Genomic DNA, 18221 nt, shown 5'->3' with positions numbered 1-18221 from the left:
AGGGAGGGGGCAGCCTCATGACGGCACCATATCAGCCCGTGGTGCTGGCGACATATCCTGACCGTGCTGCACCGTGGCCCGGATATTGTTGACCCATGCTGCACGATTCGCTGCTCATCAGACACGGCCGTGTGCGTGATGTCGACGGTCACATCGAGCGCCTGTCGCGCGCCAGCGGCTGGGCGCTGAGCCGAGTGCGCGCTGTCTACCGCGCGCTGCTTCGCAGACCGGAACTCGCAGCGGGCCTGTGGTTCCCGAAGATATCGATCGATCAGCAGGTGTGCGCGGTGCAGATTCGACCGATCGCAGAGGCGACGCTGCGCACCGAGGTGCGGCTCTGGACACCGCAGTTCTTCGACCCTCGCCTGCAGCCAGCGCTGAAGGGCCCGGATTTTCCGGTGCAGATGTCGCTGCGCACCCAGGCGCAGGCGAATGGAGCTGACGAAGCGGTGCTGGTGGGCGCAGACGGAACGCTTCGCGAGGGCGCCTTCAGCAGCATCGTGCACTGGTCAGAGGGCTGCCTGGTGCTGTCGCGCAGTGAACAACGACTGCCGAGCGTCACAGAAGCGGCCCTCGCGCAGATCGCTGGTCTTCGAGGCGACACCGTCGTGAGGCGGCTCTGCACCCCGGCCGAGGTGCGTGCCGCCGACGAGGTGTGGGTGCTCAGCTCGCTGCACGGCATTCGCGTGGTGAGCACCTGGGACGGCCTTCGAGTCGCATCGATCGGGCGTGCGAACGAGTACCGAGCGGCGCTGCGAGGCCGTGAGCAGCACCTCGTCGAGTGGCTCGACACGGTGACGACAGATGGCTGCGGGGCGGCGGAAGACGGCGTCCGGTGGGTGGCCGCGCACGTGAAGACGATGCCGAGCCGCAGCACGAGCACGACCAGTACGCAAGAGCACACATGACAGCACCTGACGAGACCACGGCTGACGAGACCACCGCTGAACACTGGTGGGTCGATGTGCGACGTCTGCGCATCGATCTCTGCGCCGCCGATGTGCATGCAGCCCTCTACGCCGATGACGCGCACAGCTTCTGGCTCGACAGCAACAGTGACGATGAACGTTCGAAGATCAGCGTGCTGGGCACAGTCGACGGCGTGCATGCCCACGTGCTCTCGTATCGCGCCGGCGAACCCGACACGAGCAGAATCGCCGCCGACGGCAGTCGCGAACGTGTCAACGGAGACCTGCTGCACGTTGCGCAGACACAGCTGACGCGGTTCGCCGTGCGAGCGCCGCAGCCCGCAGCCGGAGGCTTCTGCCTCGGCTATGTCGGCTATCTCGGCTACGGGCTGAAGGCCAACACCTGTGGCGTGGCCGACTTGACCCCATCTGACGTGCCAGACGGGCGTCTGACGTTTGTCGAGCGAGCGATCGTCTTCGATCATGTGACGGGTGACGTGCAGCTGCTGGCGTTGCGCTCGAACGGGGGCGACACGAGGCTGGATGCTGCGTCGCGGCTCTGGATACGGCGCACCGCCCGCACGCTGATGGAGTTGGCGGCATCGCCGCACGCGTCATCGGGCAGTCACTCGCAGACGCATCAGAAACCCGGCTTGAGCTCAGCGCGATCGCGGCAGGCCGTGCTGGCTCAGCCACAGACGCTCCCAGACGATGCGACGCTGCGGGCGACTTTCGCCTTTCGTCACGACGAAGCTGGCTACATCGAACGGGTGCAGGCGAGCCAGCGCCACATAGCTGCCGGTGACTCGTACGAAGTGTGCCTGACCAACATGGGGGAGTACGCCGCGTCGGTCGACCCGGTGTCAACCTATCGGCGGCTTCGGGAGCTGTCGCGGGTTCCTTACGGCGCACTGCTGCGATGCGGTGACTTCTCGGTGCTGAGCGCGTCGCCAGAGTGCTTCTTGACAGTCGACGAGAACAGAACCGTCGAGACGCGGCCGATCAAGGGTACCAGTCCGCGCGGAGCGACTCCGCGCCAGGACGCGCAGCGCCGCGACGAGCTGTGGAGGTCGGAGAAAGAGCGCGCAGAGAACCTCATGATCGTCGATCTCATGCGAAACGATCTGAGTCGTGTGTGCCGGCCAGAGACCGTGCGGGTGCCGAGGCTGTTCACCGTGGAGTCGTTTCCCGGTGCCCATCAGCTGATCAGCACGGTCAGGGCAGAGCTGAGAGACGACTGCACGGCGATCGACTGCATACGCGCGACGTTTCCGGCCGGCTCCATGACCGGAGCGCCGAAACGCCGCACGATGCAGATCATCGACGAGCTCGAGGGCGGCCCCCGCGGTGTCTATGCCGGTGCCCTCGGCTGGCTCTCGCTGAACGGCACGCTCTCGCTCAGCGTGGTCATTCGCACGATCATCGTCGAGCCGCACCGGGCGACATTCGGCGTCGGGGGTGCGATCACTCAGCTGTCACAGCCCGAAGCCGAGTACGCCGAGACGCTGGTCAAAGCGCGGGTGGTCGGCGCTGCGCTGCTGCACCCCGTGCTCAGCGATCCTGCGGAAAGCCCCAGACCTCGTCGGCGATCTTCGTGATCTCGCGGAGCTTCGCCCACTGCTGCTCCTCGGTCAGCACGTTGCCCTCCTCCGTCGAGGCGAAGCCGCACTGCGGGCTCAGGGCGAGCTGATCGAGCGGGGCGAACTCCGCGGCCTCGCGGATGCGCGCACGCACGGCATCCGCCGATTCGAGGTCACCCGACTTCGACGTGACCAGGCCGAGCACGACCCGGCGACCGTCATGGGGCAGAAAGCGCAGTGGCTCGAAGCCGCCGGCACGGTCAGAGTCGTATTCCAGAAAGAACCCGTCGTAGTCGACCTGGCCGAGCAGGTACGGGGCGACCGGCTCGTAGCCGCCTGACGAGATCCAGGTCGACCGGAAGTTGCCACGGCAGACGTGCGTGGTGATCGTCATGTCGTCAGGGCGGTCGCGAACGATGTCGTTCAGCAGGTCGGCGTAGGCCTGAGCGATGTTCTCGGTGTCGAGACCACGCTCACGGGCGCGCTCGAGTTCGAGATCCGAGCACAGGTAGGCCCAGGCGGTGTCGTCGAACTGCAGGTACCGGCAGCCGGCGGCGTGGAACGCACGCACGGCATCGCGCCATGTCTGTGCCAGATCGGCGAACAGCGAGGCACGGTCGGGGTAGACGCTGTGATCGATGCTCTCGGGAGCCAGACGGAAGTGCATCACGGTCGGCGCCGGGATGCACTGCTTGGCCGTGACCGTGGTGTGGTCGCGCACGAAGCGGAAGTGCTCGAGCATGGGGTGGTCGTCGGGAAAACTCACTTTGCCGGTGATGTGCACGGCGTGCGGCTTCGGCGCCGTGCCGTGAAAGGCCATGCCGCTGTCTTCCTCGACGATCTCGACGCCGTTGAGCCCGCTGAAGAAGTCGAAGTGCCAGAAGGCGCGACGGAATTCACCGTCGGTCACGGCCTGCAGCCCGACCTCCTGCTGCTTGGCGATGACGCGTGCGATCTGCTCGTCTTCGACGGCGCGCAGCGCGACAGCGTCGATCTCGCCGCGGGCAAAGAGGTCACGCGCGTCGTGAACGGCGGGCGGGCGAAGCAGACTGCCGACCTGGTCGGCGCGAAAGGGGATGCTGTGCGAGGTTGTCATGCGTTCAGTTCTATCAGTTCGGCGGTGGCACAGGGCGGCCTGTCGTCGCCAGCCGGTATCCTTGAGGCGCAGCCGCATGAGCGCCGTCTATCGAAAGGCACGAACCGCATGACCGAGGGAACGATCGACCAGCAGACCGATCTGCAGTACGTCTCGACACGAGGGGGCATGCAGCCCGCGACGTTCACCGAGGTGCTGCTCGACGGTCTCGCCCCCGACGGCGGGCTCGTGGTGCCGCAGACGATTCCCCAGGTGAGCGCCGAACAGCGCGAGTCGTGGCGGTCGCTGACCTACCCGCAGCTCGCAGCGAAGGTGATCGCGCTCTACGCGACCGACATCCCGACTGCCGATCTCGAAGCGCTCACCGCCAAGGCCTACGGGCCCGAGCGCTTTCCCGACCCGGTCGTGCCGCTGACCCCGCTCGACGGGCGCACAGTTCTGGTGGGCCTGTCGCAGGGCCCGACCATGGCCTTCAAAGACCTGGCGATGCAGTTTCTGGGCGAGGCGATGCCCTACGTGCTCGCGCGCCGCGGCCGACGGCTGAACATCCTGGGCGCCACTTCGGGCGACACCGGCTCGGCCGCAGAGCACGCCTTTCGCGGCAAGCCCGGCATCAGCGTGTTCATGCTCTCGCCACAGGGCCGTATGAGCGATGTGCAGCGTGCGCAGATGTACTCGATCACCGACGACAACGTGCACAACATCGCCATCGACGGAGTCTTCGACGACTGCCAGAACATCGTGAAGGCGATCAACGGCGATGCACAGTTCAAGGCCGACCAGGCCATCGGCGCCGTCAACTCGATCAACTTCGGCCGAATCAGCGCACAGATCGTGTACTACTTCTGGGCGTGGCTGCGTGCGACGGATGCAGTGGCCGAGTCCGACCGCGCCGAGGCGATGCTCTCGGTGGCGGTGCCGTCGGGCAACTTCGGCAACATCTACGCGGGTCACCTCTCGCGCAGCATGGGGCTGCCGATCGACCGTCTGATCCTCGCCACCAACGAGAACAACGTGCTCGACGACTTCTTCCGCACCGGTGTGTACGTGCCGCGTTCGCGCGAAGAGACGCTGGCCACGTCGAGCCCCTCGATGGACATCTCGAAGGCCTCGAACCTCGAACGCTTCATCTGGGAGCTGCTGGGCACAGACGCATTCCCCGAGCGTTGGGCCGAGCTGCAGCGCACTGGTCGCCTCGACCTCAGCGCCGAGCTGCCGCGCCTGCACGCCGAATTCGGCTTCATCAGCGGAACCAGTACTCACGCCGACCGGCTCGCCAGCATCCGATCGACCTATGAGCACAGCGGCGTCGTCATCGACCCGCACACCGCTGACGGGGTCACGGTGGCGCATGAGCTCGATGTGCCCGGCCTGACCCTGGTGCTTGAGACGGCGCTGCCGGCCAAGTTCAGCGACACGGTGCACGAGGCACTGGGCGATGACGTCGACGTGATCTCGCCCGCCGTGCGTGAACTGCTGCAGCAGCCTCAACACGTCGTCGATCTGCCAGATGATGTGGATGCCGTGCGTGCGTACCTCGAGGAGCACGCGCTGACGGCGCAGGTCTGAGTCTGCGCAGCTGACGGCGCGAGGTCTGTACCAGCGGAGCTTACTTACCAGGTGAACTAAGCTGGGGTCATGACGACTCTGGTGTGGTTTCGAGACGATCTGCGGGTGAGGGACAACCCGGCGCTGCTGCAGGCGTCTCGTGACCCGGAGGGCGTCGTCTGCGTCTACCTGCTCGATGAGCAGAGTCCGGAGACCCGCGCATTGGGCGGAGCGGCGAAGTGGTGGCTGCACCAGTCTCTGATGCGCCTCAGCGAGCGGCTGGCCGAGCTCGGCGCGCCGCTGCTGCTCGAGCGCGGAGCCGCCCGTGGAGTGATTCCGCGTCTCATCTGGGGTGCTGGTGCTGGTGCAGGTGCAGGCGCACACGCTGAGGTCGGTGTGCCTGTCGAGTCTGGTGCGCACACAGAAGGTGGCGCGAACGTCGCCACCGGGGCGACGCAGATCACCCGGGTGGTCTGGAACCGGCGGTACGGACCAGAGAAGGCGATCGACGCCGATCTGAAGCTCCGGCTGCGCAACGCAGGCGTCGCCGTGCAGTCGTTCGCGGCGAATCTGCTGCACGAACCCTGGACCGTGCAGACGAAGACCGGGGGAGCGTACAAAGTCTATTCGCCCTTCTGGCGAGCCTGCGGCGAACTGCCCGTTCGCGCTCCGGTGCCGGCGCCCGACCATCTGACGCCTGCATCCGTCGAACTGCCGACGCAAGACGGAGGACGTGAGCGGTCTGCCAGCTCTGCCAGCTCTGCCAGCTCGGCCGCCGAGACGTTCTCGACGACGCTTGCGAGCTGGAACCTGCGGCCGAGCGCTCCCGACTGGTCAGCGGGCCTCGCGGATCGGTGGACACCGGGAGAGGACGCGGCCCATCGACGGCTGGCGACCTTTCTGGGCGAGGAAGCGTCGCATGCTGCGCCGGGAAGTGCACAGAGACCCGCGCCGATCGACGAGTATGCCGAGCACCGTGACGAACCTGCCGACGACGACGCGGTCTCGGGGCTCTCGCCACACCTGCGGTGGGGAGAGATCAGCCCGGCAACGGTCTGGCGCCAGGCCATCGCGAGCGGTCGGTCGGTCGGGACGTTCCTGAGCGAGCTCGGCTGGCGGGAGTTCGCATGGCACACGCTCTTTCAGCATCCCGATCTGGCGACGACCAACCTCGACCGGCGATTCGATGCGTTTCCGTGGCGAGCCGGGGCCGGGCAGGCCGCGGGTGCCGCGATGTCTGCCGCAGAGAACCCTGAGCTGCGGGCCTGGCAGCAGGGCCGCACGGGAGAGCCGCTCGTCGACGCCGGTATGCGCGAACTCTGGCAGACCGGCGTCATGCACAATCGCGTGCGCATGGTGGCCGCTTCGTATCTGGCGAAGAACCTGATGATCGACTGGCGGGCCGGGGAACGCTGGTTCTGGGACACGCTCGTCGACGCGGATGCCGCGAGCAACCCCTTCAACTGGCAGTGGGTTGCCGGGTGCGGGGCGGACGCTGCGCCCTACTTCCGCATTTTCAACCCCGAGACCCAGCGGCGTCGGTTCGACCCGCAGGGAGAGTATGTCGACCGGTGGCAGGCGAGGCAGCCCGGGATCGAGCCGCTGGTCGACCTGCGCGCGAGTCGTGCGCGTGCGCTCGCAGCCTATGCCGAACTCACGCGGACGCCTCGGTGGCACCAGTGATCAAGGTGACGGTGACGCGCCCGGCCGCGAGCAGAGCTGCGTCAGAGCCGGCGATCGGCAGATAGCCCGGGGCTCTGCGCTGCGGAGCGCCGGTATCGAGTGCTCTTTCTGCGAGATCGATTGTTCGTACTGCGAGATCGACTGTTCTTTCTGCTGACATTCTGGGCGCGCAAACTTGCCTGGAGGGTATCGAAATGCGTCAAAACATGAGTACACTCAGAAATGAGCAGGCTCACCAGGCTTCCTGAGGAGTTTGCGCGTACACGCGGTGTCGGCTGCGCAGATCCTGGAGGTGGGAAATGACGGTGACCAAAAGCGAAGGTCGAGTCGCCCGTCGCAAACGAGAGACGCTCGGGCGCATCATACACGCGGCCGCAGAACTCTTCGACGCACAGGGCTTCGACGCCACGACGACCCAGCAGATCTCCGAGCGTGTCGACATCGCCGCAGGCACGCTGTTCCGCTATGCGGCCACCAAGCCGGAGCTGCTGCTGCTCGTATACAACGAGCGGCTGCGCGAGGCCTTGGCCGCAGCAGAGCGCGCCATGGACGCAGAGGCCGAGACGACGGAGGCCCTTCTCGCCTACGCCGTGTGCATTCTGCGGGCGGCCGCAGACCAGCCACGCAACACCGCGCTCTTCCAGCGTGAGCTCATCTTCGCCGATGCTGACGAGCCATACCGTGCCGAGGGTCTCGCACTCGTCGAAGAGATGGAGCACCGTCTCTGCGATCGTCTGATGGCCGATCTCGACGACCAAATCAGAGCGGGCGACGCCGAGCTGTCGGCCACGGCATCCGCCCGCCTCCAGCCGGTCGCCCTGCAGGCTGCCCGCAGCATCTTCGCCGATCTGCACGTGCTGCTGATCCAGCCGCACCGCGCCAGTGACGCACTGAACAACGACTTCGCCGATCTGCGACTGCAGGTGGCCATGATCGTCGACGGGCTCCGCGTGCGCGCCGTCGAGATCTGCGCCTCGACCCCGGTCAGCACGATCGACGTCAAGACCAACGACCCAAAGAAAAACCGAAAGGAACCATCATGACCAGCAACATCACCAACGTCACCGTGCTCGGCACCGGCGTGCTCGGATCGCAGATCGCCTTCCAGAGCGCCTACGCCGGGTTCACCGTGACCGCCTATGACATCAGCGACGAGATTCTCGAGCACGCAAAGGCGCGATTCGCCGGCCTCGCCAAGGTGTACCAGCAGCAGGTCGACGGGGCAACGGAGGCCCGGACCGATGCGGCTCTGTCCCGTCTGAGCGTGAGCAGCGATCTCGCGGCCGCGGTGGCCGACGCAGATCTGGTCATCGAGGCCGTGCCCGAGGCCGTGGCGATCAAGCGTGACACCTATCAGAAGCTGAGCGCCTCGGCACCGGCGAAGACCATCTTCGCGACGAACTCGTCGACCTTGCTGCCAAGCGACATCGTGAGCGCGACCGACCGTCCCGACCGCTTTCTCGCCCTGCACTTCGCCAACGAGATCTGGCTGCACAATACGGCCGAGGTCATGGGCACTGAACAGACCTCGCCTGAGGTCTTCGACCGAGTCGTCGCCTACGCCAAAGAGATGGGCATGGTGCCGGTCCCGCTGCACAAAGAGAAGTCAGGGTACGTGCTGAACTCGCTGCTCGTGCCGCTGCTCGACGCAGCGCTCGAACTGGTCGTCTTCGGCTACTCCGAGCCCGCCGACGTCGACAACGTCTGGCGGATCGGAACCGGCGCGCCGATGGGCCCCTTCCAGATTCTCGATGTGGTGGGTCTGAACACTCCGTACAACATCATGGCGCATGGTGACGAGCGCAAGCAGCAGATCGCCGCCTGGCTGAAAGAGCACTACCTCGACCAGGGCAAGCTCGGGCGCGCGTCGGGCGAGGGCTTCTACGTCTACGACAAGACCGCATGACGCGACAGCCGCGCTTCGCAGTGTCGCTCTGATGCCTCAGCTCGCGCGGTGCTCCACTGCGTCGTGCCGGGTGCGTTCCTGCAGGCGATGCACGACGGCTTCGAGCCAGGCGCGCATGCTTGCGCGCGCCTGCGGCGTGTCTGGGTAGCGGCAGCGCAGGTGCAAGCCGGTCGGGCTCACGACGAACCAGATCATCACGCCGTCGACCCGCAGCGACGCCGAGACGTACTGCGTCGCGAGGTCTGCCGGCAGCTGCACGGGCAGCCGACGGGTGTCGAGCCATGAGATGGCGAACATCCCCGGCCCGGCAGGCATGCCGCCGCGGGGGTCGAAGATCCCCGCCAGCGGCGTCGCCGCGAGCTGGAGCGCGTCTTGGACATCCTGGCGACACTCACGGGGATCATCTGACGTGCACTCGATCACCGAGTTCGTCACGAACCAGCCGACAGCGTCATGCCAGCGCGGCTCGTAGCGGCTGTGCACGGGAAACAGCGCTCGCAGCGGCTGCCCGGTCATGCTCAGGGTGACGCTGGCCAGATCGGCGAGCACCATGTGCAGCAGTCGCACCCCCAGAGCCGCAGCCTGCGTCGAGAGCAGCTCCAGGCGATCGGCATCGAGGATGTCGCGCACCTCGACCACCTCGGGCACAGGGTGCGCCAGATCTCCGAGGTCGACCGCAAGCGTGGGCAGCAGCCCATCGCCGGCCGCGAGGATCTCAGACCAGCGCTCGAGCACCTCGGGCGTGGCCGCCGGGCGTGCGGCGAGGGCTGCGGTGTGGTCGGCGAAGTCGGGCGCTTCGTCAGGCGACGTGGATGCCGCCGTCGCGTCGGTGGTACCGGGAGCAGCTGGTCGTCCGGTCTCGAGACGCATCAGCACGTCGTCGTGAACGGCGGACGGATCGAGAGCCGCCAGCAGGTCGCGGGCGAGCAGCAGCACCGACCACATGTCGACATGCGAGTGATCGGAGCCGATCACGACGGTCTGCGCGGAGTCTGCCGCATCGTTCGCAGGGTCGATCAGCACCAGCCGATGCGACGGACGCGACAGGGGGCGGCAGTGCGCATCGAGGATCTCACGCACAGCATCCCTCGTCAGCTGGCCGGGAGAGCGAGGATGCTCATGCCAGCTGCCGGCGCTCACCGCGTGCTCGGTCAGCTGCAGCGCGCCGTTGTGCATCCGCGAGAACACCGTGCGCATGGTGCCGTGTCTGCGCACCACGTCGACCCAGGCATCGCCCAGCTGATCAGCAGTGACATGGCGCGGCAGCCGAAAGGCCAGAGCCATCCAGGAGCCCGGGCGATCACCCTCGCCGACGTGGCGTCGCTGGTCGAACGAGATCGGCACGTGCTCGCGCACCACGTCGCCGATCGTGACGGCATAGTGGCGCACGTGGCCCGCGGGCAGCGTGACTCGGGTGATGTTCGTCAGACGCACATTCTGACTGTACCGCGTCGCCGAGCGCTATTCTGGTGTGAATCTCACGTGCTGCCACCTCTGCCGACACGTGGAGAAGACGACTGGGAGTGACCGTGCCCGTGCTGGAGCTGAGCGACGCGAAGATCGACTACGACATCAGTGGCGACGACGGGCCGCTCGTCGTGCAGCTGCACGGCCTCACTTCGTGCCGCGAGCGCGATGCGCGTCTCGGGCTCGACCACGGGCGGGCGCTTCGCGACCACCGCGTGCTGCGCTACGACGCCCGCGGCCATGGGCGTTCGACCGGATCGCTCGAAGCGGCCAGCTATCGCTGGAGCCGGCTCGCCGACGACCTGCTTGCGCTGCTCGACCATGTGGCGCCGGGTGAGACCGTGCACGGGGTGGGGCAGTCGATGGGCTGCGGCACGCTGCTGCACGCGGCCGTGCGTGATCAGTCACGCTTCGCCAGCCTGACCCTGGTCTCACCGCCGACGGCCTGGGACACCCGACGGGCACAGGCGAAGAACTATCTGGCCAGCGCCGAGCTGGTGGAACGCGCCGGCATCGAAGCGTTCATCGCGCAGGGGCACAGGAACGTGACTCCGCCGGCGCTCGCCGACGTGCCCGACACCCGGCCGGCGGTGGCAGAGGGGCTGCTGCCGACAGTGCTGCGGGGTGCCGCCGAAGCGGATCTGCCGAATCCGGCATCCCTCGCAGGCATCGCCGCCCCGACGCTGATTCTCGCCTGGATCGCCGACCCTGCTCACCCGATGACGACGGCGCAGGCGCTCAACGCGCTGATCCGGGGCAGCCGGCTCGTGGTCGCCCAGACGCCGTACGGCATCATGGCGTGGCCGGGGCTCTTCGCAGAGCACGTGGCCACCCATGATGCCGCGGTGCTGCAGGCTCCGCAGCAGGAGACGCCGCAGAGCGTCGCCGGTTACCTGCGGTAGTCGACGTCTTTCGTCTCACGACAGGTGAACAGCGCCATGAGACTGAGCACGGCCATCAGGCCGAGATAGAGGCCGACGTTCTGCACGCCGTTTCGGGCGAGCGCGGTGGCGATCGACGGGGCGAACGCGGCACCGACGATGGCGGCCAGGTTGTAGGCGATGCCTGAACCGGTGTACCGCACATGTGCCGGGAAGAGTTCGGGCAGGAACGCGCCCAGCGGGCCGAAAGCGGCGCCCATCAGCAGGAATCCGACGCACAGGAAGACCATCACGGGTGCGACGCTGAGGTGCCCGAGCATGGCGCCGAAGAAGCAGCTGAAGACGACCATGCCGGCCGAGGCGAGCGTCAGCACCTTCTTGCGCCCCCAATGATCGGCGAGTACGCACGAACCGACGATCGACCCCGCGAACACCACCACCGAGATCATCAGCATGGCCAGATACTGCCGATTGCTGAAGCCGAGCGTCTTCGTGCCGTAGGACAGCGACCACGTGGTGAGCATGTAGAAGAGCGTGTATGTCACTGCGACGACGAGCGTGCCCTGAACGACGGCACGCCAGTGGTCATGCATCGTGGTCACCAGTGGGGCCTTGACCGTGCGGTTCTGCGCGGCGGCGAGCTTGAACACCGGAGTCTCCTCCATCGTGACGCGAACCCAGAGGCCGATCACGACGAGCACTCCGCTGAGCAGGAACGGCACGCGCCAGCCCCAGGCCAGCATCTGATCATGGGTGCAGACCGTCTCGAGCAGCAGGAACAGGCCGTTGCAGAGCACGAAGCCGATCGGAGCGCCCAGCTCGGGGAACGAGCCGTAGAGCGCACGGCGGTTCGACGGGGCGTTCTCAGTGGCGACCAGTGCGGCACCCGACCACTCGCCGCCCAGGCCGATGCCCTGACAGAACCGGCAGAGGCACAGCAGCACGACCGCCCAGACCCCGGCCTGGGCGAAACCGGGCAGCACTCCGATCAGCACTGTCGCGGTGCCCATGGTGAGCAGGGAGACGACCAGCGTGGTCTTGCGACCCATACGGTCGCCGAAGTGCCCGAAGAGCAGTGAGCCGAACGGCCGAGCCACGAACGCGACCGCGAAGGTCAGCAGCGATGCGAGCACGCCGACGGTCGCGCTGGCCTGCGGAAAGAAGACGGTGGGAAAGTAGTTCGCCGCAGCGGTGCCGTAGGCGTAGAAGTCGAAGAACTCGATGGCCGTTCCGATCATCGAGGCGGCGATCACCTTGCGGGCCGAGTCTCGCTGCAGATTCGCCGCTGTGTCTGCCGCTGTGGCGGCATGAGTGCTTCTCGGCATTCGACTTGTGGCCGTCTGCTCATCCAGTGTGCTGGACATTGTCGTGTTTCACCTTTCACATCCTGACTGCGACACCGGCTGGTGGGGCAGTGAAAAGGCCCTGTCTCAAAGACAGGGCCTGGATGTGCGGATCGGTGATCACACCTGTCGAGCTCTGCCTTCGCAGGCGAGCCCGAGCATCTGGTGTTCGATCATTCCGCCGACGAGTGGGACGGAATAATAATTCGTGTTGATGCGACGAACGATGTCTTGCGTGCCATCATGGCGGAACCTCCTCTCGAACACCTCATCAGCTGCACATTGCGGCCGACAAACGCACACTATAGACCTGAATGCGTATGAGCACCAGCCCGTATGCGCCGAGGGCGCTCTGTTCAGTCGTGCGTGCCGATGCCGACCGCTCGGGCGACCAGCTCGACCAGCCAGTTGGCGAATCCGAGCACGATCGCGCCGAACACGGCAGACCACCAGAAATGGTCGATGGTCAGCCCCCAGCCCCACGCGCTGCTGATCAGACTGGCCGTCCAGAGCAGCAGACCGTTGAGCACGAACGACCACAGGCCCAGTGTCACGATGTAGAGCGGGATGCTGATGAAGCGCAGCACGGTACCGAAGAGGGCGTTCACCAAGGCGATGACCGCAGCCGCCAGCAGATAGGTCAGCATGCTGTTCATCGGCGGCTCGCCAGCGAAGGGGATGACCGTGATGCCGGGAACGATTGCGGCGGTGATCCAGAGGGCGATCGCGGTCAGCACCGCCTGCGTGATGAAGCGGATCATGACTGCGACCTCTGCGGACGGTCGCGTGCAACGCGGGTACGGTTCGTCTTCGACCCCGGAGATGCACGCTGTGCGCGCAAGTCTGGGACGCCGCAGGCGCAGAGCTCATCGTGCGGAGCGCGCAGGCGTTCGCTCTCGGCGGGCTCTTCGTCGATGCGTTCGAGCTGAAACATCAGGCAGCGTCCTCTCTCTGCTGGTATGGCTTGATCCCACCGTAGCCCGTCGACCCTTTCGACATTTGTTGCGGCTAGGCTGAGCAGACATGAGCGACGAATCAGCATCCCGAGTATCCTCGAAGCCCGTGCCGGCGCCCGCGACTCAGGGCGCCCCTGCGGGGGAGAAGCCCGGCGAGGGGCGCGACGAGGCCGCCTCGCGGCTCAAAGAGCGCATCTACATCACCTTCACCGCGCTCGCCGTTGTGCTGACGCTCGCATCGCACACAGACGCCACCCCGCCGCAGGCGGTCGCGACGCTGATCGTCACCGTCATCGGCTCGGTGCTGGCCATGTTCCTCGCCGAGATTCTCGCGCACTTCGTGACGCATGAGCGCATGTTCACCGCACGCGAGGCGCGCCGCGCCGCATCGACGTCTGTCGGTGCGACCACGGCCATCGCCCTGCCGATTCTGATGCTGATGGCCGCCTGGGCAGACTTCTGGAAGCTGGAGATCGCGCTGCGCCTCTCGACTGCCCTGCTGATCGTCTGGCTGGTGGGCATCGGATTCGCCGCCGCGCGGCGCCTGAAGTTGTCGGTGCGACAGAAGCTCATGGTGATGGTGGCCGAAGCCGCGCTGGGCCTGCTGGTCGTCGGTCTCGAACTGATGGCGCACCACTGATCATGCACACCAGACCGGCTTCCATCGATCGGGCGCTGCGCGTGCTGGTCGCCCCGGACAAGTTCAAGGGCTCGCTCAGGGCAGCCGAGGCGGCGCAGCTGATCGGCCAGGGCATCCGCACGGCCGTGCCCGATGCGCAGATCACGCTCAAGCCGATCGCCGACGGGGGAGAGGGCACGGTCGACGCCTTTCTCGAGGCCGGCGCGACCGAGCACACCGCACAGGTGCACGGGCCACTGCACGATCAGGGGCTCGTGCCTGCGCGGTGGGCGACGACGGGCGACACCGCCGTCATCGAATTGGCGCAGGCTGCCGGTCTGCAACTCGTGCCGGCAGCTCCCGGCCGCGACCCCGGTGACCGTCCCGCACCCGACCAGGCGCTTGCCGCCAATACACGCGGCGTCGGCGAACTGATCCGGCTGGCGCTCGACGAGGGCTACCGATCGCTCGTGATCGGCATCGGCGGCTCGGCGAGCACAGACGGCGGCTTCGGCTGCATCACCGAGCTCGGCCTGCGCGTCTTCGACGCACAGGGGCATGCAGTCGGCGACGTGCGCGATCTCGATCGGATCAACCCTGCGCGCGGCTGTGGCGGCATGCGGCTCGACACCGCCGACCTCGACCCCCGCCTCGCCGAGACGACGATCGTGATCGCGAGCGACGTGACTGCTCCGCTGGCCGGAGCACAGGGTGCAGCGCAGGTGTTCGGCCCGCAGAAGGGTGCCGATGCGGATGCCATGGTCACCTTGCAGCATCGGCTTGCGCTGTGGGGGTCGCTGCTGGAGCATCAGACCGGCACCGACGTGCAAGACGTCGAGGGTGCAGGCGCCGCCGGCGGGTTCAGCGCGCCGCTGATCGCGCTGCGGCTCGCCGAAGTGCGCTCCGGCGGCGACGAGATCGCCGACCTGCTGGGCATCTCGGACGCCCTCGAGCACACCGACGTGGCGGTTGTCGGCGAGGGGTCGCTCGACGAGCAGTCGCTGCAGGGAAAAGGGCCAGTGCAGCTGGCTCGCCGCGCAGCCGCCGCAGGGGCCACCGTCGTGGCGATCGCGGGGCGCAGCACGCTCGACGACGAGCAGCTCGCCCGAGTGGGCATCCGCCGTCTCGCGACCCTCGTCGAGCAGGCCGGAACAGCTGAGCGAGCCATGCGCGACGCTGCCGCGCTGCTGCCACAGGTCGCAGAAGAGATCTTCACGACGCTCGACGCTCAGCGGTGATCGTCGCACGCGATGGCGACGAGCCGGCGTGCGACGCGGGAGTCGAGGTCGTCGCGCCAGACCGCGCGGATTTCGCGGTGCAGGTCGACGCCCGCCACCCGCACGGCAACGAGTTCGCCGCGTTCGAGCCAGCGTGCGACGGCAAGCCTGCTGAGCACCGCCGGGTCGGCGCCGGATGCCGCGGTCGCCAGCCCTGCTGCGTTGCTGCCCGCCTCGAGTGCGGGTGCGACGGGAGAACGACCGGCGAGAGCTCGGTCGACGGTGGCGCGGGTGCCCGAACCGGGCTCGCGCAGAATCAGCGGCGTGCGGGCGAGCTCATCGGCACTCACCGGTTCTGACTGCCGCGCCCACGGATGCGTCGGTGCGACGACGACGACGAGTTCGTCGGTCGTGATCAGGTGGGTGTGCAGCTCGGCGGGCAGCTGCGGCGTCTCGACGAAGCCGATCGTGCACTCGCCCTCGCGAACCAAGTCGACCACCTCGGTCGAGTTGTGCACCTGCAGGTGCACGTCGGCGTCGGTCATCGCCTCGCGCAGGCGGCCCAGCCAGCGGGGCACCAGCTGCTCGGCCACGGTCAGGCTGGCGGCGAGGTCGAGGCGCCGATGCTGGGCGCCGACCACGACGTCGATGCGCCGCTCGTGGGTGCGCACGGCCTGTAACAGCTCGCGTGCCGAGTCGACCACGTTCCGTCCGGCCGCCGTCAGCGACGACCCCCGGGCATGGCGCAGCAGCACGGGCACGCCGAGGTCTCGTTCGAGCGCCGCGATGGTTCGGGAGGCATTCGGCTGCGCGACCCCGGCGGCACGGGCGGCTGCACTCAGGCTTCCGTGATCGTCGACGCCAACGAGGAGCGCGAGCGCCGCGAGATCAGGCCACACATGTGTCATATCGCAATGATATGCCTGGTAGGCGATACTGAGACTGGTCGCCGTGCCGCAGAGCGGCCACCATGGCATTGTGAACCAAGTGACGAACGCCCAGGAGCGCAGCAGCTCCCAACCGCATGCTCAGAAGAACTCGCTGACCGCCCGGGGTCGGCGCCGACTCGCCGCGCTGTGGCCTGGTCTGCTGCTCTGCGCGGTCGGCACCGCGGTGGCATTCGGTGTCGTGCGGCTGCTGCCGGGGATGAGCCCCATGCTCACCGCGATCATTCTCGGAGTTCTCGTCAGGAACGTCTTTCGTCTGCAGAGTCGCCTCGAACCCGGCATCGCGTATGCGGCAAAGCGCATACTGCGCATCGGTGTCGTACTGCTCGGCCTGCAGCTCATGCTGGGAGACATCCTCGCCCTCGGCCCCGGCCTGATTCTCGTGGTCGTCTGCGTGGTGACCGTCGGCATCCTGACCACCGTCGCAGTGGGGAGGTGGATGGGGATGAAGAGAACGCAGGTGCTCTTGATCGGCGGTGGGTTCTCGATCTGTGGTGCAGCAGCAGTCGCAGCAGTCGACGGCGTTCTCGACGACGATGACGAAGAAGAAGTCGTGACGGCTGTTGCCCTGGTCGTCATCTTCGGCACCCTGATGATTCCGCTGGTGCCGTTGGTCGCCGGAACGATCGGGTTGAGTGATCACCAGACCGGGCTCTGGGCCGGGGCCTCGGTGCATGAAGTCGCACAGGTCGTGGCTGTCGGCGGCACGGTGAGTTCGACGGCACTCGCCGCCGCAGTCATCGTCAAGCTCGCCCGCGTGCTGATGCTGGCTCCTGTGCTCACCGTGGTCGGGCTCTGGCGCCGTGTCGGCACCCGTCGCGCAGCAGCGACCGGCCTCGCGGCGTCTGACGAGAGCCCGACTGGCCGGGGCATCCGCCAGACGCATCGGCCACCCATCATGCCGCTCTTCGTCGCAGGGTTCATCGCCATGGTGGCGATACGGTCGCTCGGCATCGTGCCGCCTGCAGTGGTGGCCGCTGCGAGTGTGGCGCAGTCGGTGCTGCTGGCTGCGGCGATGTTCGCCTTGGGCGCAGGTGTGAAGATCAGCATGTTCCGACGCATCGGGCCGAAACCCTTCATCCTCGCGGTGATCGCCACCCTCGTCGTCGGCGGCATCGGGCTGGGAGGGGTGCTGCTGTTCGGATGATCGCGTCTGTCTGCGTGGCGGTCAAACGGAGCCGTCGAGCTTGGCCAGCTGCGCCAACACAGTCTCGGGCACCGCATCAACCGGCACGTGACTGAACCTGAAGCTCTCGCCGTCGGCCAGGCGATCGGGCTGCGCGTCGGGCGAAGCCCAGTAGGCGTCGGCGACGACCTGTGCACGGGCAGACTCCTCAGCGGTGCCGTCAGCGGTGAGCAGGCCGAGCCCGCCGTCATGATCGTGCAGCAGCAGCAGCCAGCGGTTGTGATCGGCCACGTTGAACACCGGCGTCCAACGATGGGGATCGCCGGATTCGGGCGCATCGCCCGGGCCCTGCCAGCGATCGTCGATCAGCAGTGCGGCGAACGGCACCGTCTCAAGGCCGTGCAGCCAGTTGGCGTAGTAGGCCGCGTAGTTCTCGACCATTTCGGCGGTGAGCACGGCGGCATCATCGTGCCCGGCCGCCTGATGTGCCACACCGAGCCAGACGCGCGGTGACGGCAGCCGAATGATCAGGGGGGCTCCTGCGGTCTTGGCGATGATCGAGGCGAGCTCGGCGGCATCGTCCCGAAGCGCATCGTCGCCGGCCATGGCCTTGAAGGCGTACCCCGGGCGGCTGCGCTCCGCAAGCCGCTGCCGCAGTCGCAGGTCGGTCTTGAGCCGGTGCGCGACGAACCCGCCGAGGTCGAACACAATGGCATTGGAATGCATGAGGCTCTGCGCCTGGTCGAGCAGACTGGCGAGTTCCAGGGGGTTCTCCCACGGCACCTCGCGGCCTTGGATGAGCACGGCCTGTGCATAGTCGAGACTATCGAACACCGCGGGTGTCGGTCGCGTGCTCGCCGCAGGGCTGAGCATGGCGGTGAGATCGGTGGTGGGCATGAGAACCTCCTGGCTGAGAAGTGCGGGGCTCGTGAGAGCGGGTGAGA

The 18221-nt window shown here is 67.1% G+C and carries 16 protein-coding genes; 10 read left to right on the top strand and 6 right to left on the bottom strand.

Features of this window, described 5'->3' with window-relative positions:
- Nucleotides 1-95 precede the first annotated feature (95 nt).
- The gene (locus tag LRX77_RS01810) at nucleotides 96-908 is read left to right on the top strand and encodes an aminotransferase class IV (protein WP_231831147.1); all 813 of its coding nucleotides are present in this window, start codon (nucleotides 96-98) and stop codon (nucleotides 906-908) included.
- On the top strand, nucleotides 905-2506 hold the full coding sequence (gene pabB, locus LRX77_RS01805; RefSeq protein WP_231831146.1) for an aminodeoxychorismate synthase component I: 1602 nt from the start codon (nucleotides 905-907) through the stop codon (nucleotides 2504-2506). Before LRX77_RS01810 ends, pabB begins: the two co-directional genes overlap by 4 nt.
- Here the strand turns inward: pabB and LRX77_RS01800 are convergent.
- On the bottom strand, nucleotides 2460-3584 hold the full coding sequence (locus tag LRX77_RS01800) for a 5-methyltetrahydropteroyltriglutamate--homocysteine S-methyltransferase (RefSeq protein WP_231831145.1): 1125 nt from the start codon (nucleotides 3582-3584) through the stop codon (nucleotides 2460-2462). The genes pabB and LRX77_RS01800 overlap by 47 nt on opposite strands.
- Nucleotides 3585-3725: 141 nt before the next feature.
- Here LRX77_RS01800 and thrC point away from each other — a divergent pair, with 141 nt between their 5' ends.
- The 4 genes from thrC (at nucleotide 3726) to LRX77_RS01780 (ending at nucleotide 8721) form a co-directional block, all read left to right on the top strand.
- Complete coding sequence (gene thrC / locus LRX77_RS01795) at nucleotides 3726-5153, top strand: threonine synthase (RefSeq protein WP_158031816.1); 1428 nt, start codon at nucleotides 3726-3728, stop codon at nucleotides 5151-5153.
- A 69-nt stretch (nucleotides 5154-5222) separates the two neighbouring features.
- A complete protein-coding gene (locus LRX77_RS01790) occupies nucleotides 5223-6815 on the top strand; it encodes a cryptochrome/photolyase family protein (RefSeq protein ID WP_231831144.1) in 1593 nt (530 codons plus the stop codon).
- A gap of 299 nt (nucleotides 6816-7114) precedes the next feature.
- The gene (locus tag LRX77_RS01785) at nucleotides 7115-7858 is read left to right on the top strand and encodes a TetR/AcrR family transcriptional regulator (RefSeq protein ID WP_231831143.1); all 744 of its coding nucleotides are present in this window, start codon (nucleotides 7115-7117) and stop codon (nucleotides 7856-7858) included.
- Nucleotides 7855-8721 carry a 3-hydroxyacyl-CoA dehydrogenase gene (locus tag LRX77_RS01780; protein WP_231831142.1) on the top strand — a complete coding sequence of 289 codons (867 nt, stop codon included), beginning with the start codon at nucleotides 7855-7857 and terminating at the stop codon, nucleotides 8719-8721. The genes LRX77_RS01785 and LRX77_RS01780 overlap by 4 nt, the downstream gene beginning before the upstream one ends.
- 36 nt (nucleotides 8722-8757) lie before the next feature.
- Here the strand turns inward: LRX77_RS01780 and LRX77_RS01775 are convergent, their stop codons facing one another.
- Nucleotides 8758-10155, bottom strand: coding sequence for a peptide synthetase (locus LRX77_RS01775; protein WP_231831141.1), 1398 nt, complete (start codon nucleotides 10153-10155; stop codon nucleotides 8758-8760).
- Between the two features lie 89 nt (nucleotides 10156-10244).
- On the opposite strand from LRX77_RS01775, the gene LRX77_RS01770 reads away from it, so the two are divergent.
- Entirely contained in the window at nucleotides 10245-11090 is an 846-nt protein-coding gene (locus tag LRX77_RS01770; protein ID WP_231831140.1) for an alpha/beta fold hydrolase, read from the top strand.
- On the opposite strand, the gene LRX77_RS01765 is transcribed toward LRX77_RS01770, so the two are convergent.
- Nucleotides 11078-12394 carry an MFS transporter gene (locus LRX77_RS01765; protein WP_231831139.1) on the bottom strand — a complete coding sequence of 439 codons (1317 nt, stop codon included), beginning with the start codon at nucleotides 12392-12394 and terminating at the stop codon, nucleotides 11078-11080. The genes LRX77_RS01770 and LRX77_RS01765 overlap by 13 nt on opposite strands.
- A gap of 374 nt (nucleotides 12395-12768) precedes the next feature.
- Complete coding sequence (locus LRX77_RS01760) at nucleotides 12769-13173, bottom strand: phage holin family protein (protein ID WP_231831138.1); 405 nt, start codon at nucleotides 13171-13173, stop codon at nucleotides 12769-12771.
- Between the two features lie 262 nt (nucleotides 13174-13435).
- Between LRX77_RS01760 and LRX77_RS01755 the strand changes: the two genes are divergently transcribed.
- Both LRX77_RS01755 and LRX77_RS01750 read left to right on the top strand, forming a co-directional pair.
- A complete protein-coding gene (locus LRX77_RS01755; RefSeq protein WP_231831137.1) occupies nucleotides 13436-14008 on the top strand; it encodes a hypothetical protein in 573 nt (190 codons plus the stop codon).
- A 2-nt stretch (nucleotides 14009-14010) separates the two neighbouring features.
- Complete coding sequence (locus LRX77_RS01750; RefSeq protein WP_231831136.1) at nucleotides 14011-15225, top strand: glycerate kinase; 1215 nt, start codon at nucleotides 14011-14013, stop codon at nucleotides 15223-15225.
- On the opposite strand, the gene LRX77_RS01745 is transcribed toward LRX77_RS01750, so the two are convergent.
- Complete coding sequence (locus LRX77_RS01745; RefSeq protein WP_231831135.1) at nucleotides 15216-16112, bottom strand: LysR family transcriptional regulator; 897 nt, start codon at nucleotides 16110-16112, stop codon at nucleotides 15216-15218. The two genes, LRX77_RS01750 and LRX77_RS01745, sit on opposite strands and share 10 nt — an antisense overlap.
- 43 nt (nucleotides 16113-16155) lie before the next feature.
- Here LRX77_RS01745 and LRX77_RS01740 point away from each other — a divergent pair, with 43 nt between their 5' ends.
- Complete coding sequence (locus LRX77_RS01740; RefSeq protein WP_231831134.1) at nucleotides 16156-17298, top strand: YeiH family protein; 1143 nt, start codon at nucleotides 16156-16158, stop codon at nucleotides 17296-17298.
- A gap of 21 nt (nucleotides 17299-17319) precedes the next feature.
- Here the strand turns inward: LRX77_RS01740 and LRX77_RS01735 are convergent, their stop codons facing one another.
- Nucleotides 17320-18174 carry a hypothetical protein gene (locus tag LRX77_RS01735; RefSeq protein ID WP_231831133.1) on the bottom strand — a complete coding sequence of 285 codons (855 nt, stop codon included), beginning with the start codon at nucleotides 18172-18174 and terminating at the stop codon, nucleotides 17320-17322.
- Nucleotides 18175-18221: the final 47 nt, after the last annotated feature.

The sequence above is a fragment of the Pseudoclavibacter sp. 13-3 genome (assembly GCF_021168475.1).
Lineage (GTDB): Bacteria > Actinomycetota > Actinomycetes > Actinomycetales > Microbacteriaceae > Pseudoclavibacter_A.
This window is presented reverse-complemented; position numbering and strand designations above follow the sequence as displayed.

Excerpts from the sequence above, each read along its gene's own strand:
- LRX77_RS01780 (WP_231831142.1), top strand. The coding sequence starts at position 7,855 with ATGACCAGCAACATCACCAACGTCACCGTGCTCGGCACCGGCGTGCTC.
- LRX77_RS01750 (WP_231831136.1), top strand. The coding sequence starts at position 14,011 with ATGCACACCAGACCGGCTTCCATCGATCGGGCGCTGCGCGTGCTGGTC.
- LRX77_RS01810 (WP_231831147.1), top strand. The coding sequence starts at position 96 with ATGCTGCACGATTCGCTGCTCATCAGACACGGCCGTGTGCGTGATGTC.
- LRX77_RS01745 (WP_231831135.1), bottom strand. The coding sequence starts at position 16,112 with ATGACACATGTGTGGCCTGATCTCGCGGCGCTCGCGCTCCTCGTTGGC.
- LRX77_RS01735 (WP_231831133.1), bottom strand. The coding sequence starts at position 18,174 with ATGCCCACCACCGATCTCACCGCCATGCTCAGCCCTGCGGCGAGCACG.
- LRX77_RS01790 (WP_231831144.1), top strand. The coding sequence starts at position 5,223 with ATGACGACTCTGGTGTGGTTTCGAGACGATCTGCGGGTGAGGGACAAC.
- LRX77_RS01800 (WP_231831145.1), bottom strand. The coding sequence starts at position 3,584 with ATGACAACCTCGCACAGCATCCCCTTTCGCGCCGACCAGGTCGGCAGT.
- LRX77_RS01765 (WP_231831139.1), bottom strand. The coding sequence starts at position 12,394 with ATGCCGAGAAGCACTCATGCCGCCACAGCGGCAGACACAGCGGCGAAT.
- LRX77_RS01755 (WP_231831137.1), top strand. The coding sequence starts at position 13,436 with ATGAGCGACGAATCAGCATCCCGAGTATCCTCGAAGCCCGTGCCGGCG.
- pabB (WP_231831146.1), top strand. The coding sequence starts at position 905 with ATGACAGCACCTGACGAGACCACGGCTGACGAGACCACCGCTGAACAC.
- LRX77_RS01785 (WP_231831143.1), top strand. The coding sequence starts at position 7,115 with ATGACGGTGACCAAAAGCGAAGGTCGAGTCGCCCGTCGCAAACGAGAG.
- LRX77_RS01760 (WP_231831138.1), bottom strand. The coding sequence starts at position 13,173 with ATGATCCGCTTCATCACGCAGGCGGTGCTGACCGCGATCGCCCTCTGG.